Source organism: Pigmentiphaga sp., assembly GCF_019689535.1.
GTDB lineage: Bacteria > Pseudomonadota > Gammaproteobacteria > Burkholderiales > Burkholderiaceae_B > Pigmentiphaga.
On record NZ_JADGHH010000088.1, the window covers coordinates 1 to 13,823 of the forward strand.

Annotated in this window: 11 protein-coding genes; 5 read left to right on the forward strand and 6 right to left on the reverse strand. The window is 66.9% G+C overall.

The window, feature by feature from the left end; genetic code table 11:
- The 5 genes from IRZ12_RS09415 to IRZ12_RS09435 form a co-directional block, all read right to left on the reverse strand.
- Window positions 1–544 (reverse strand): hypothetical protein (locus IRZ12_RS09415; RefSeq protein WP_296467692.1); only part of this gene is annotated, 544 nt, incomplete at its 3' end.
- An 18-nt stretch (window positions 545–562) separates the two neighbouring features.
- Window positions 563–1,756, reverse strand: a complete 1,194-nt coding sequence (coaBC, locus tag IRZ12_RS09420; RefSeq protein WP_296467694.1) for a bifunctional phosphopantothenoylcysteine decarboxylase/phosphopantothenate--cysteine ligase CoaBC — start codon at window positions 1,754–1,756, stop codon at window positions 563–565.
- A 126-nt stretch (window positions 1,757–1,882) separates the two neighbouring features.
- Window positions 1,883–2,377, reverse strand: coding sequence for a signal peptidase II (gene lspA / locus IRZ12_RS09425; protein WP_296467696.1), 495 nt, complete (start codon window positions 2,375–2,377; stop codon window positions 1,883–1,885).
- Window positions 2,377–5,193, reverse strand: a complete 2,817-nt coding sequence (gene ileS, locus IRZ12_RS09430) for an isoleucine--tRNA ligase (protein ID WP_296467698.1) — start codon at window positions 5,191–5,193, stop codon at window positions 2,377–2,379. The genes lspA and ileS overlap by 1 nt, the downstream gene beginning before the upstream one ends.
- 167 nt (window positions 5,194–5,360) lie before the next feature.
- Entirely contained in the window at window positions 5,361–6,350 is a 990-nt protein-coding gene (locus tag IRZ12_RS09435) for a bifunctional riboflavin kinase/FAD synthetase (protein WP_296467709.1), read from the reverse strand.
- A 261-nt stretch (window positions 6,351–6,611) separates the two neighbouring features.
- Between IRZ12_RS09435 and purN the strand changes: the two genes are divergently transcribed.
- The 3 genes from purN to IRZ12_RS09450 all read left to right on the forward strand — a co-directional run bounded on the left by purN (window position 6,612) and on the right by IRZ12_RS09450 (window position 10,183).
- Entirely contained in the window at window positions 6,612–7,304 is a 693-nt protein-coding gene (purN, locus tag IRZ12_RS09440; RefSeq protein ID WP_296467700.1) for a phosphoribosylglycinamide formyltransferase, read from the forward strand.
- A gap of 89 nt (window positions 7,305–7,393) precedes the next feature.
- Window positions 7,394–8,704 (forward strand): RsmB/NOP family class I SAM-dependent RNA methyltransferase, encoded by a 1,311-nt coding sequence (locus IRZ12_RS09445; RefSeq protein ID WP_296467711.1) that lies wholly within the window; start codon window positions 7,394–7,396, stop codon window positions 8,702–8,704.
- A gap of 276 nt (window positions 8,705–8,980) precedes the next feature.
- A complete protein-coding gene (locus tag IRZ12_RS09450) occupies window positions 8,981–10,183 on the forward strand; it encodes an acyl-CoA desaturase (protein ID WP_296467702.1) in 1,203 nt (400 codons plus the stop codon).
- A 92-nt stretch (window positions 10,184–10,275) separates the two neighbouring features.
- Here the strand turns inward: IRZ12_RS09450 and IRZ12_RS09455 are convergent, their stop codons facing one another.
- The gene (locus IRZ12_RS09455) at window positions 10,276–11,703 is read right to left on the reverse strand and encodes an MFS transporter (protein ID WP_296467704.1); all 1,428 of its coding nucleotides are present in this window, start codon (window positions 11,701–11,703) and stop codon (window positions 10,276–10,278) included.
- Window positions 11,704–11,926: 223 nt separating this feature from the next.
- Here IRZ12_RS09455 and IRZ12_RS09460 point away from each other — a divergent pair, with 223 nt between their 5' ends.
- Window positions 11,927–12,769, forward strand: a complete 843-nt coding sequence (locus tag IRZ12_RS09460; protein ID WP_296467705.1) for a MaoC family dehydratase N-terminal domain-containing protein — start codon at window positions 11,927–11,929, stop codon at window positions 12,767–12,769.
- Between the two features lie 26 nt (window positions 12,770–12,795).
- On the forward strand, window positions 12,796–13,823 hold a 1,028-nt coding region (locus tag IRZ12_RS09465), incomplete at its 3' end, for an acyl-CoA dehydrogenase family protein (protein WP_296467708.1).

Consider the following 13,823-nt stretch of genomic DNA (forward strand, 5'->3'; position numbering starts at 1 on the left):
GGGGGCGGCCCGTCGAGCGCGCCGGCGGGACGAAGGGGGGCAGGGGCGAGGGAGGCATCGCGGAGGCGCCGCGGAGCTTCCGGCTGCCCTGCCGGAAGAAAGTCCGGGCGAGGACGAGCAGGATGATGGTGCGGACGATGTTGCCCGGTTCCAGTGGGTCTTCGTCCATGAGTGCCGAGGCGATGCTGCCGGCGGTGAGCACGGCGAACAACAAGCCGAGCAGGGTCTGCACCGTGCCGCCGACGGCATCGCGGCCCTGCCGGGCGAGCGTGGCCTGCGAGGCGGGTTCGCTGATGCCGGCGGGCATGCCCTCGGCCCGCGAGACGGGTGCCGTCGGCGCCGAGGGCAGGCCGGTGCCGGTCGCGTATTGTTGCCCGGGGCCGAGCGCATCTTGTCGCCCTCGCGGCAGGCCCAGCGCGGACCGGAACCCTTTGGCGCTGGTCTTGAGTAGACGCTGAGCCCCCGGCGTTCCGGTGCCGCGGTTGACTAGCTTGTCGATGTAGGCGGCGTAATCGCCGTCTGGCGGCTCCGAATCGAAAGGCATGGCGGGTTTCCTCGTCGTTTACGCAGCGACGCGTCGAGCGATTTCCGCGACGAGCTGCCGGGCCGCCGCGAGCTTGGAGCTACGCGGCAGCGGATGCTCGCCGGCATCGTCGTACAGGACCAAGGTGGTGTCGTCGCGCCCCAGCACCTCCTGGGCCAGGTTGCCGACCAGGAGCGGCACGCCCTTGCGCGCGCGCTTTTCCGCAGCATGGCGGGCGAGGTCTTCGGTTTCGGCCGCAAAGCCCACGCAGTAAGGCGGCCGCGGTAGCGCGGCGACCGTGCCCAAGATGTCGGGATTCTGCACGAATTCCAGCACAGGGGGCGCGCCGCCGTCCGTTTTCTTGAGCTTGCTCGCGCTGACCTCTTTCACCCGCCAGTCGGCCACGGCCGCCACGGCGATGAAGATGTCGGCCGAATCGGCCCGGCCCATGACGGCATCGAGCATGTCGTGCGCCGTCGTGACGTCTATGCGGCGCACGCCTCGCGGCGCAGCCAGCGCAGTTGGGCCGGAGACCAGCGTTACCTCGGCGCCGGCCTCGCGCGCCGCGCGCGCGATGGCGTAGCCCATCTTGCCCGACGATACGTTAGTGAGTACGCGCACGGGATCGATGGGTTCCGAAGTGGGGCCGGCAGTGACCAGCACGCGTTTCCCGGCCAACGCCTTGGGCTGGAAGTAGGCAATGAGGTCTTCGAGGATTTCGTGCGGCTCGAGCATGCGTCCCGAACCCACTTCGCCGCAGGCTTGGTCGCCTTCGGTCGGACCGAGCAGTGTGACGCCGTCGGCTCGCAGTTGGGCGGCATTGCGTTGCGTGGCAGGATTGGCCCACATTTCGCGGTTCATGGCCGGAACGATGAGCAAGGGGCAGGCGCGGGCCACGCACAGCGTGGCGAGCAGGTCATCGGCCAGCCCGTGCGCGAGCTTGGCCATGAAGTCGGTGCTGGCCGGGGCGACCAGGATGGCATCGGCGCCGCGCGTCAAGTTGATGTGCGCCATGTTGTTGGGCACGCGCGGATCCCATTGATCGACGAAGACCGGGCGCCCGGAGAGCGCCTGCATCGTGACCGGCGTGATGAAGTGCGTCGCGGCTTCGGTCATGACCACGTCCACGGTTGCGCCGCGCTCGGTCATGCGGCGCACCAGCTCGCAGATCTTGTAGCAGGCGATGCCGCCGGTCATACCAAGGACGATGCGCTTGTTGGCGAGGTCGGACATGGGCCGGGCAAAGAGGATGGGATGTGCCCATTATACGGCCCGGCCTGTGCGCGTTCGCGGGCGATTGGTGGCCGGCAGGGTCGCGGTGGCGGGTCGCCTTGCCGGCGCCGGGGAGCCGGTCGCCCGTCAGGCCGGGCGGCGGGGTTTTTTCCTGATTTCGTCGAGGATCAGCAGTGCCGCGCCGACGGTGATGGCGGAGTCAGCCAGGTTGAAGGCGGGAAAGAACCAGTCGCCGTAATAGACCAGCACGAAGTCGATGACGTGTCCGTGAATGAAGCGGTCGATGACGTTGCCTAGCGCGCCGCCCAGGATGAGGGCCAGCGCCCAGGAGAACAGGCGCTGGCTGCCGTGGCGCGCCAGCATCCAGACGATGAAGCCCGATACGGCGAGCGCCAGGACGGTGAAGAACCAGCGCTGCCAGCCGTCGGCGCCGGCCAGGAAACTGAAGGCCGCGCCACGGTTGTACAGCAGCGTGAGGTCGAGCATCGGCAGCAGCGGCAGCCGCTCGCCGTAGCTGAACAGCCGGTCGACCGCGATCTTGGTGGCCTGGTCGGCGACGATGACGAGCGCGGCGACCGCGAGCCAGCCGCCCAGCCGGGCGTGCGACGAAGCGGCCGTCATCAGGCGAACTCGCGCGGTTCGCCGGCGCCGTCCAGGTTGGCGACGCAGCGGCCGCAGATCTCGGGCCGTTCGGGGTCCACGCCCACGTCCTCGCGCCAGTGCCAGCAGCGCTCGCACTTGTGGTGGCTGGACGGCGTGACCTCGATGCGCAGCGTGCCTTCTGCCGCGTGCACGTCCGCGCGCGAGACGATCAGCACGAAGCGCAAGTCCTGGCCCAGGCTGGCGAGGAGCGCGTAGTCGGGCGCCGGCGCATAAATGTCGACCTCGGCTTGGAGCGAGGAGCCGATGCCGCCGGCAGCGCGGACTTCCTCGAGCTTCTTGGTCACGTCGCCGCGCAGCTCCCGGATACGGTTCCATTTTTGCAGCAGTTCCTGTGCGTCGGCCGGCGCCGGGAGGACGTGGAAGACTTCGGTGAAGATGCTCGGGGAGTCTTTCCGGACTAGCGCCCAGGCCTCTTCCGCGGTGAACGAGAGAATGGGCGCCATCAGCTTGAGCAAGGCTTGGGTAATGTGCCAGAGTGCCGTCTGCGCCGACCGGCGGGCCGTGCTGTCGGGGGCAGTGGTGTAGAGGCGGTCTTTCAGGATGTCCAGATAGAACGCGCCAAGGTCTTCCGAGCAGAACGTCTGCAGCCGGGCGGTTGCAGGGTGGAATTCGTAGCGGTCGTAGAAGGCCGTGATCTCCTCCTGCATGCGCGCGGTCATGGCGAGCGCATAGCGGTCGATCTCGAACAGGCGGTCGTCGGCAACGGCCTGGGTGGCGATGTCGAAGTCGCTCAGGTTGGCCAGCAGGAAGCGCAGCGTATTGCGGATGCGGCGATACGATTCCACCACGCGCTTGAGGATTTCGTCCGAGATCGAGAGCTCGCCCGAGTAGTCGGTGCTGGCGATCCACAGGCGCAGGATCTCGGCGCCCAGCGTGTCGGCGATCTTTTGCGGGGCCAGCGTGTTGCCGAGCGACTTGCTCATCTTGCGGCCCTGGCCATCGACGGTGAAGCCGTGAGTGAGCAGGGCCTTGTAGGGCGGCGTGCCGTTCAGCATGCAGCTGGTCAGCAGCGAGGAGTGGAACCAACCGCGGTGCTGGTCCGAGCCCTCCAGGTAGAGGTCTGCGGGCCAGGCCGTCTCGGCCGCGTGCGAGCCGCGCAGCACGGTCTGGTGGGTCGTGCCCGAATCGAACCAGACGTCCAGCGTGTCGCGGTTCTTTTCGTATTGGTCGGCCTCGTCGCCCAGCAGCTCGCGCGGATCCAGCGATTGCCATGCCTCGATGCCGCCTTGCTCGATGCGTTGCGCCACCTGCTCGATGAGCTCGGGCGTACGGGGATGGAGCTCGCCCGTTTCTTTGTGCACGAAGAAGGCCATGGGTACGCCCCATTGGCGCTGGCGCGAGAGCGTCCAGTCAGGACGGTTGGCGATCATGGCCTGCAGCCGCGCCTTGCCCCAGGAGGGGTAGAAGCGCGTGGCTTCGATGCCTGCCAGGGCGCGCTCGCGCAGCGTGCCGCCGCCTTCGGCAGGTTCGATGTCCATGCCGGCGAACCATTGACTAGTGGCGCGGTAAATGATGGGCGTCTTGTGGCGCCAGCAATGCATGTAGCTGTGGCGCAGTTTCTCGACCTTGAGCAGCGTGCCAGCCTCTTCCAGCGCGGCCACGATCTTCGGGTTGGCGTCCCAGATGGAGAGGCCGCCGAACAGCGGCAGGCTCGACGCATAGCGGCCGTCGCCCATGACGGGGTTGATGATGTCTGCGTCCTGCAGGCCGTTCTGCTTGCAGGAAACAAAGTCTTCGATCCCGTAGGCGGGCGCGGAGTGGACGATGCCCGTGCCGGTGTCCAGGGTCACGTATTCGCCGAGGTAGACCGGAGACAGCCGATCGTAGCCCGCGTCCTGGCGTGCCAAGGGGTGGCGGAAGGCAATGTGGTCGAGTGCCTGCCCCTTGCAGGTGGCAACGACTTCGCCTTCGAGGTCCCAGCTCTGCAGGCATGCCTCGACCCGCTCGCGGGCGATGATGAGCAGCGTGCCCCAGGCCTGCGGGGTGTTGACGCGCACCAGCGCGTACTCGATTTCAGGGTGGACGTTCAGCGCCTGGTTGGAGGGAATGGTCCACGGCGTGGTGGTCCAGATGACGATGGCGCCGTCTTCCTCGATCGAAGGCAGGCCGAAGGCCTTGGCGAGCGCCGGTTTGTCGGCGAAGGGGAAGGCCACGTCGATGGCCGGGTCAGTGCGGTCCGCGTACTCGACTTCCGCTTCGGCCAAGGCCGAGCCGCAATCGAAACACCAGTTGACGGGCTTGAGGCCCCGGAAGACGAACCCCTTTTTCAGGATGGCGCCCAGCGCGCGCAGCTCATCGGCTTCGTTGCGCGGGTTCATCGTCAGGTACGGGTTGTCCCAGTCGCCCAGCACGCCGAGGCGCTTGAAGTCTTTCTTCTGGCGCTCGATCTGCTCGGCGGCGTAGGCGCGCGCCTTGGCCTGCACTTCTTCCACCGGCAGGCCCTTGCCGTATTTCTTCTCGATCTGGATTTCGATGGGCATGCCGTGGCAGTCCCAGCCAGGCACGTAAGGCGCATCGAATCCAGCCAGCGTGCGGCTCTTGACGATGATGTCCTTGAGAATCTTGTTGACCGCGTGTCCGAGGTGGATGTCGCCGTTGGCATAGGGCGGCCCGTCATGCAGCACGAAGCGGGGGCGCCCCGCGCTCGCGGCGCGTATGGCCTGGTAGACGCGCTTCTCTTCCCAGGCTGCGACCCAGCCGGGCTCGCGCTTGGCGAGATCGCCGCGCATCGGGAACGGGGTGTCGGGAAGATTGAGAGTTTTCTTGTAGTCCATGGAAACACACGGTTTTGCACAACAGCCCCGTTCGCGGGGCGGGCAAGCTTGGGAATGTCGCTCGGCATGGGGGCTTTCGACCCGGGACGCGGCGGACGCCGTTGCATCGTCCGCTGGCGTCGCCCCCGACGGGCGCGGCCGTTGGCCGCGGGAGGGCGGGCTTCCCGCTAAATTCGATCCGTCGCGGACGTGGCAAGGTCTGCCTGGGCCAGATGGCTGGACGCGAAATAGGCTCGAGCTTGGCGCGCGTCGTTCTCGATCGCCGCCTTCAGGGTCGGCAGATCGACGAATTTTTCTTCATCGCGCAGTTTTTTCAGGAATTCCACCTGCACGAGTTTACCGTAAGCGTTGCCGCTGAAATCGAAGACGTGGACTTCCAGCAGGACTCGGCCGCTGTCGTCCACCGTCGGGCGCACCCCCAGGCTCGCGACGCCCGGAAGGGGCTGGGGCGCGAGCCCGCGCACTTGCACCACGAAGATGCCCGAGAGGGCAGGGCAGCGCCGCGAGACCCGCAAGTTCAGCGTAGGGAACCCGAGCGTGCGCCCCAGTTTCTGGCCGTGGATGACGTGGCCGCTGACGGTATAGGGGTGACCGAGCAGGCCGGCGGCGCGATCCAGGTCGCCGACCGCCAGCGCGGTGCGGATGGCAGAGCTCGAGATGCGCTGGCCATGGTCGGTGACCGAGTCCATGGACTCGACTTCGAATCCATGGCGGGCGGCATTGGCGCGCAAGAGCGCGATGTCGCCGGTGCGGTGGGCGCCGAAGCGGAAGTCGTCGCCGACCAGCAGCCATTTCACGTGCAGTCCGTCCACCAGCAGCTTGTCGATGAATTCCTGCGCCGGCATGGCGGCCAGCCGCTCGTTGAATTTTTCCACCACGACGTGCCGCATGCCGCAGCGGGCGAGCGCACAAAGCTGGTCGCGCAGCCCCGCAATGCGGGTGGGAGCGAGTTCCGGCCGCTTGTGCAGTTCGGCGAAAAATTCGCGCGGGTGCGGCTCGAAAGTCATGACGGTGGGCACCAGCCCGCGTTCTTCGGCGGCTTGCTTGACCCGGGCGAGGATGGCCTGGTGGCCCCGGTGGACGCCATCGAAGTTGCCGATCGCGAGCGCGCACGGCTGGCGCAGCGCGGGCGGCGGCAAACCCCTGAAGATGCGCAGGGCGGGCGTCGAGGGTGAGGGCGGAGACGAATTCAAGCCGGACAACGCGAAAGCAAGAGGATTGGACACGGGCTAGTTGCCCGCACGCAGATTTCCGATTATAGGCGCGTCCTCGGCACCCGGGCCCGCGCGGAGCTAACGCGGCGCTACGCTCCGGCCGAGGTGGAAGTGCTGATTGATGCGGTGCGCACCTTGCCCCAGGCCGACGACTCGGGCGTCCTGGCAGCGCTGCTGGGGTAAGGCGGGTGGTACAATGGGTCGGTGAAAGCACCTTTATTTTCTTCGGCCCGCCGGTGCAGGTTCGTCATCCTGATTTCCGGGCGCGGCAGCAACATGCAATCCATCGTGCGGGCCTGCCGCGAGCAGGGCTGGCCTGCCGAGGTGGCCGCGGTGATCTCCAACCGCGAAGACGCGTCCGGGCTCCAGTGGGCGGCGTCCCAAGGCATTCCGACGCGCGTGGTTCCGCATCGCGATTACGCCGATCGCGTCGCGTTCGATGCCGCGCTCGCGCGGGAGATCGATGCGTTTGAGCCCGATTTCGTGCTGCTGGCCGGATTCATGCGCATCCTGACCGAAGATTTCGTCCGGCACTATGCGGACCGCCTCATCAATATCCATCCTTCGCTGCTGCCGCTGTTCCCCGGCCTGGGCACGCACAGGCAGGCCCTCGAGGCGGGGGTGGCGGTACATGGGTGCACCGTCCATTTCGTGACGCCCGTGCTCGACCATGGCCCCATCATTGCGCAGGGGGTGGTACCTGTCATGCCGGGCGATACCGAAGATGCGTTGGCCGAGCGGGTGCTCGGCATCGAACACGTGGTGTATCCCACGGTCGCGTCCTGGCTTGCGCACGGCAAGGTGAGCCTGGAGGCGGGCAAAGTCGTGGTGCGGGACGTGGCCGACCGTGCGTTCCTCTGGAGCGCCCCCGCTGTTTCCTTGGAAAAGTGCGCGTGAAGTTCGAGCGTTCCGCTTCTCCCCGTTCCGCCAAGCCCGGCGGGCGCGCCAAGCGTCCGGACGGCCGCAAGGCGTGCGCCGAAAAAAACATGGCTCCGGGCGCGCAGCTCGCGGCCGCCCGCATCGAGCAGGTGCAGGCCGCGGTAGGAGAAATCCTGCAATGGTCCGGCCCGGCCGACCAGGTGCTGTCGCGCTGGTTCCGCGACCATCCCAAGCTCGGCGCGCGCGATCGCGGCGTTGTGGCCGAAGCGGTGTACGACATCCTCCGCAACCTGCGGCGGTATCGCCACGTGGGCGAAGGCGGCCGCGGCTCGGCCACGCGCCGTCTCGCGATCCTGGGGCTGGCCGCGACGCAGGGCGCCGACGGGCTGCTGCCCGCCCTCGACGATGTCGAGAAGGAGTGGCTGCAGCGCGTCTCAGCCATCGACGAGGCATCCCTCGCCCGTGAGATCCGTTTCAGCATCCCGGACTGGCTGTCGGAGGCGATCGAGGGCGAGCCGGACAGCGACAGGCTGCTTGCGGCCTTGAACCGCGCCGCGCCGCTGGACATCCGCATCAATCCCATGAAGGCGGAGCGGGACGTCATTCTCGAGGAGCTTCGCGCGGGCGTGGCGCCATCCATGGCTGAGCCCACGCCGTATTCGCCGTTCGGCATACGGCTGCAGGGACGGCCGGCGCTGACGCGCTGGTCCCGATTCGAGGACGGCAGCATCGAGGTCCAGGATGAAGGCAGCCAGTTGCTGGCGCTGCTCGTGGCGCCCCGTCGCGGCGAAATGGTGATCGATTTCTGCGCGGGCGCCGGTGGCAAGACTTTGCTGCTGGGGGCCTTGATGCGCTCCACGGGGCGCTTGTACGCGTTCGATGTGTCGCAGGCCCGCCTGGCGCGTTTCAAGCCCCGCCTGGCCCGCAGCGGTTTGTCCAACGTCGTGCCGGTGGCGATCGCGAACGAGAACGACGTCCGCGTCAAGCGCCTGGCGCGCAAGGCGCACCGGGTCCTCGTCGATGCGCCCTGCAGCGGCACCGGCACGCTGCGGCGCAATCCCGACCTCAAATGGCGGCAGTCGCCCGAGAGCGTGTCGGAACTCTGCGCGCTCCAGCGTAGCATCCTCGCCTCTGCCGCACGCTGCGTGGCACCCGGCGGGCGGCTGGTCTATGCGACCTGCAGCATCCTGCAGGCGGAGAATGAAGACCAGGTCGAGGGCTTCCTGGCCGCGCACCCCGAATTCGAGCTGTTGCCCGCGTCCGGGGCCTTGGCCGGGCGGGCCGGGGCGCTCGCCATGCCGGGACCGTATTTGAAGCTGCGGCCAGACATACACGGCACGGATGGGTTCTTCGCCGCCGTGCTCGAGCGTCGTCGGAACCCCGGAGCGACCACTCCGCAAGCCGAGGGCGGGGCCTGATGACCCTAGTATTACTAGGGATATCCCTTCGTTGAAAAAACGTCACGCCCTGCGCATATTCGCGTTATCGTGTCAGGAGCAATGAGGCGCTCGAATCCCACGAGCCGTTCCCTGCACGGCGCCGGAGTTTCCTTGGGAACTGCGGCGCTTTCCCTGTCTCTAAACCCTGCCTTGCCGGCTGCCATGCCGGGCGGCCGCTTGTTGAGATACCCTGTTTTTCCCGAGGCGCCCGGCGTCTCGTGCGTCGGCCTAGAGCCGGCCAGCCTGTGAGGTGTTATGGATTTTTTGCTTTCTTTTTTGTCCGACGGCCTGCTTGATGCGTCATGGTGGCAGATCGTCGTTTTTACCCTGGTCGTCACCCATATCACCATCCTCGCTGTCACCATTTATCTGCACCGCAGCCAAGCCCACCGCGGGCTGGACCTCCACCCCGCCGTCGCGCATTTCTTCCGCTTCTGGCTGTGGCTGACCACCGGCATGGTCACCAAGGAATGGGTGGCCATCCACCGCAAGCACCATGCGCGCTGCGAGCGTGAGGGCGATCCCCATTCCCCGATGGTCTACGGCATCGGGAAGGTCTTCTTCCAAGGCGCGGAGCTGTATCGGGACGAGGCCAAGAACCGCGAGACCATGGAGAAGTTCGGCCATGGAACGCCCAACGACTGGGTCGAGCGCAATGTTTATTCGCGTTTCACCTGGCAGGGGGTGGGCCTCATGATGCTGATCGACATCGCCCTGTTCGGCGCGATCGGGCTGACGGTCTGGGCGGTGCAGATGATCTGGATTCCGTTCTGGGCGGCCGGCGTGGTCAACGGCATCGGCCACTTCTGGGGCTATCGCAATTACGCCAGCCCCGACGCCAGCCGCAACGTCTTTCCGTTGGGCATCGTGATCGGTGGCGAGGAGCTGCACAACAACCACCATGCCTATGCGTCGTCGGCGCGTTTCTCGACCAAGTGGTACGAGTTCGACATCGGCTGGTGCTACATCCGCGCGCTCGAGATGTTGCGGCTGGCCAAGGTGAAGAAGGTCGCGCCCAAGGTCAGGCTGGCGCACGGCAAGCCGGTGGTCGACCTCGAAACCCTGCAAGCCGTGATCACGCATCGCTACGAGATCATGGCGCGCTATGCGGACCTGCTCAAGCAGGCGTGCCGCGACGAAATCCAGCGCCTGAAGGCGGCCAAGGATTCGCGTCCGCAATCCCAGCTGCTGCGCCGTGCCCGGTCCTGGCTGCATCGCGCGGACGACGAGTCCCTGCCTCCGTCGCGCCGTTCCGAATTGAACACGGTGCTGGCGGATCACCGCTCGCTCGCCATCTTGGTGGAGATGCGGCGCGAGCTCGCGGCCATCTGGGAGCGCTCCAGCGCGTCGAGCGAGCAGTTGCTGCGGGACCTGCAGGATTGGTGCAACCGCGCACAGCAAAGCGGCATTGCCCGCCTCGAAGAGTTCTCGGCCCGGCTGCGCAGCTACGCGACCTAAGCCGAGGCGCACCGCCGCGAGAGATCGCGGCGCACCCCCGTCCGCAAAAAGGAGCCGATCGGCTCCTTTTTTCGTTACCGGCGAGCGCCGCCTCAGGTTTTCGATGTTTGGGGCTTGCTTTGGTGGCCGCTCAGCTCCGCGCCGGCATCGGGGGAGAGCGCCAGGCATTGCGTGACTGCGGCAGCCGCGAGCAGCCCGACGACGGCAAAGGCCACGGTGAAGTCTGACAGTTGCACGCTCTCGTGCCCCAGTATCCACCGGGAGCAATCCAGCGTCAGCGCCGCCACGCCTATGCCGAGGGCCGCGGTCGTCTGTTGGTGGGTGCTGGCCAGGCTGGTCGCGGCGCTCATGCGGGCAGGCGGCACGTCGGCGTAGATGAGGGTGCCATAGGCGTTGAACTGCAGCGAGCGGGCCAAGCCCGCCACCAGGAGCAGCAGGTAGATGGCGACCAGCGGCCATTCCGGCCGGAATGCACCGCACAGGCCGAGCAGCACGGCACACAGCAAGCCGTTCCAAATCATCACCTTGCGGTAACCGAAAGCGCGCAGGAAGCGTTCCGAGATGGCCTTCATGACCAGGCCGCCGACAGCCTGGGCGAACGTGACCGTCCCGCTCTCTGCGGCCGAAAGGCCAAAGCCGAGCTGCAGCATGAGCGGCATCAAGAACGGGAAACTGCCGTACGCCACGCGATACAAGACCCCGCCCCGGATCGCCACCTGGAAGGTCGGGATGCGCAATAGGCTGAAATCGAGCACCGGCTGGGGATGGTGCTTGCAGTGACGGACGTAGAGCAGGGTGCACGTCCCGGCCACGGCCAGCAGTGCGAGCGTGGTCGTGCCCGGGCCGCCGTGGCCCAGGCCTTCCAGGCCCACGAGCAGGGCCGCCAGGGTCCCACCCGTGAGCGCGAAGCCCACGTAGTCGAAAGGCGCGCTCGGTGCATCGCTGCGGATGTCCGGGATGTAGAGGGTGGCGAGCGCGATGCCGGCCAGTCCGATGGGCACGTTGATGTAAAAGACCCAGTGCCAGGAGAGGTAGGTGGTCAGGACGCCGCCGATCAAGGGGCCCACGGCCGGGCCGACCATGGCCGGGATCAGCACCCAGGACATCGCGGCGACTAGTTGCGACTTTTCCACCGAGCGCAGTAGTACCAGGCGGCCCACGGGCACCATCATGGCGCCGCTTGCTCCTTGCAACAGGCGCGCTCCGATCAGCCATGGCAGGTTCTGCGCCATTCCGCACAGCACCGAGCTCAACACGAACAGGGCAATGGCGCCGCGGAAGGTATTGCGCGTACCCAGGCGATCCGCGATCCTGCCGCTGATGGGAATGAAGACGGCCAGCGCGAGCAGGTAGGCCGTCATGGCGAAGTTCATCCGGACGGGATCGGCGCCCAGGGATTCCGCCATGGCCGGCAGCGCGGTGGCGATAATGGTGGAATCCAGCTGTTCCATGAAGAACGCGCTGGCGATGATGAGCGCGATGATCCGATAGCCGCCGCGTGCCGGCGTCGCATTACCCATGGGGTTGTCTGTGCAAAGGTGGGCGGGAGCGCGCACGGGGCGGCGCGCCGACGATAGGGCGCGATTTTAGTCGCTTGCGACGGCGCGCGCCCCCGAACATCGCCGCCCGGCCGGCAGGGCGGCTCCAGGGCTTGCGAAAACGAGGGTTCACAAAGCGTCCGCCGTGTCGCATGCTGGAGGCTGGAGAGGCCCGCCCCCGGCGCGCCGCAGCATGGAAGCAAGAATGAACCGAGACACCGCCGTTGCCCCCCGCGAGTGGGTCGGGCACACGCAAACCATCTTCGACCAGGTCAGCCACAACCTCGCGCGCCGCATGGCCGCCACGCTTGGCGAGGCGGCCCCCGAACCCGGTGCGGCGCTGCCGCCGTTGTGGCATTGGGCCTACTTTCAGGATCCCGTGGCGCCGTCGGCCCTGGGCGCCGACGGCCATCCGGCGCGCGGACGTTTCCTGCCGCCTGCCGAGGGACGCAACCGCATGTGGGCAGGAGGGCGGTTGCAGTTTCTCCATCCCCTGGTCGTCGGGGAAGATGCCCGATGTGTTTCCACCATCGTCTCGGTGGAGGAGAAAACCGGCCGCAGCGGGGCGCTGTTGTTCGTCACCGTGCGGCATGACTACGAGCAGCGTGGCCGGCTCGCGGTGCGCGAGGAGCAGGATATCGTCTACCGCGAACCCTCCCCGCCACGCACGGCCGATCCTGCGCCGCTGCCCCAGGCCGAGTGGTCCGAGGCCGTCGTGCCGACATCCACGTTGCTGTTCCGGTATTCGGCCGCGACATTCAACGGCCATCGCATTCACTACGATTGGCCTTATGCCACGCAGGAAGAAGGCTACGCGGGGCTCGTCGTGCATGGCCCCTTGATCGCTACCTTGTTGCTCGCCGCCTTCCGGCGCGCCCACCCGCACCTGCAGCCGACGCATTTCTCGTATCGCGGCGTGCGTCCCTTGATCGCGCCCATGCCCTTCGTCGTGGCCGGACGCATGATAGGGGAGGGCACGGCGCAGTGCTGGGCAGCCAATGACGACGGCGCCGTGCAGCACGGCGAAGTGCGTTTCGTCGCGCCGTGAGGGTGGCGCCCAGATAAGGAGTCGGCATGGAGAACTTCGAGGCGATCCGCGAAGGCGTGCGCGCGCTCTGCGCCCGCTACGACGCGGCATATTGGCGCAAGGTGGACGAGGCGCGGGATTTTCCCGATGCGTTCGTGCAGGCGTTGACGCAGGCGGGGTGGCTGAGCGCCATGATTCCCGCCGAATACGGAGGTTCGGGCCTGGGCCTGTCGGAAGCCTCCGTCATCTTGGAGGAAATCAATCGCAGCGGCGGTAATTCCGGCGCCGTGCACGGCCAGATGTACAACCTCTTTACGCTGGTGCGGCACGGCTCGCCGGCCCAGAAGGCGTATTTCCTGCCGCGATTGGCCAGCGGCGAGCTGCGCCTGCAGTCGATGGGGGTGACCGAGCCCACCACGGGAACCGACACCACGAAAATCAAGACCACGGCGGTGCGGCGGGGGGACCGCTACGTCATCAACGGGCAGAAGGTCTGGATTTCACGGGTCCGGCACTCCGACCTGATGATCTTGCTGGCGCGCACCACACCGTTGTCGGAGGTCGCCCGGAAAACCGATGGCATGTCCATTTTCCTCGTCGACCTGCGCGAGGCCATCGGCAAGGGCATGACCGTGCGGCCGATCCCCAATATGGTCAATCACGAGACCAACGAACTCTTTTTCGACAATCTCGAGGTGCCTGCAGAGAGCCTGATCGGCGAAGAGGGGAAAGGCTTTCGCTACATCCTCGATGGCCTGAACGCCGAGCGTACGCTCATCGCCGCCGAATGCATCGGCGACGGTCGATGGTTCGTCGAGCGGGCGCGCAATTACGCGCGCGAGCGCGTGGTATTCGGGCGCCCCATCGGCCAGAATCAGGGCGTGCAGTTTCCGATCGCCGAGGTCCACATCGAGGTCGAGGCCGCGGATCTCATGCGCTGGCGGGCATGCCGCGAGTACGACGAGGGCGCGAATGCGGGCGCGAGCGCGAACATGGCCAAGTACCTGGCGGCCAAGGCTTCCTGGGAGGCGGCCAACGTCTGCCTGCAGACGCATGGGGGCTTCGGCTTTGCTTG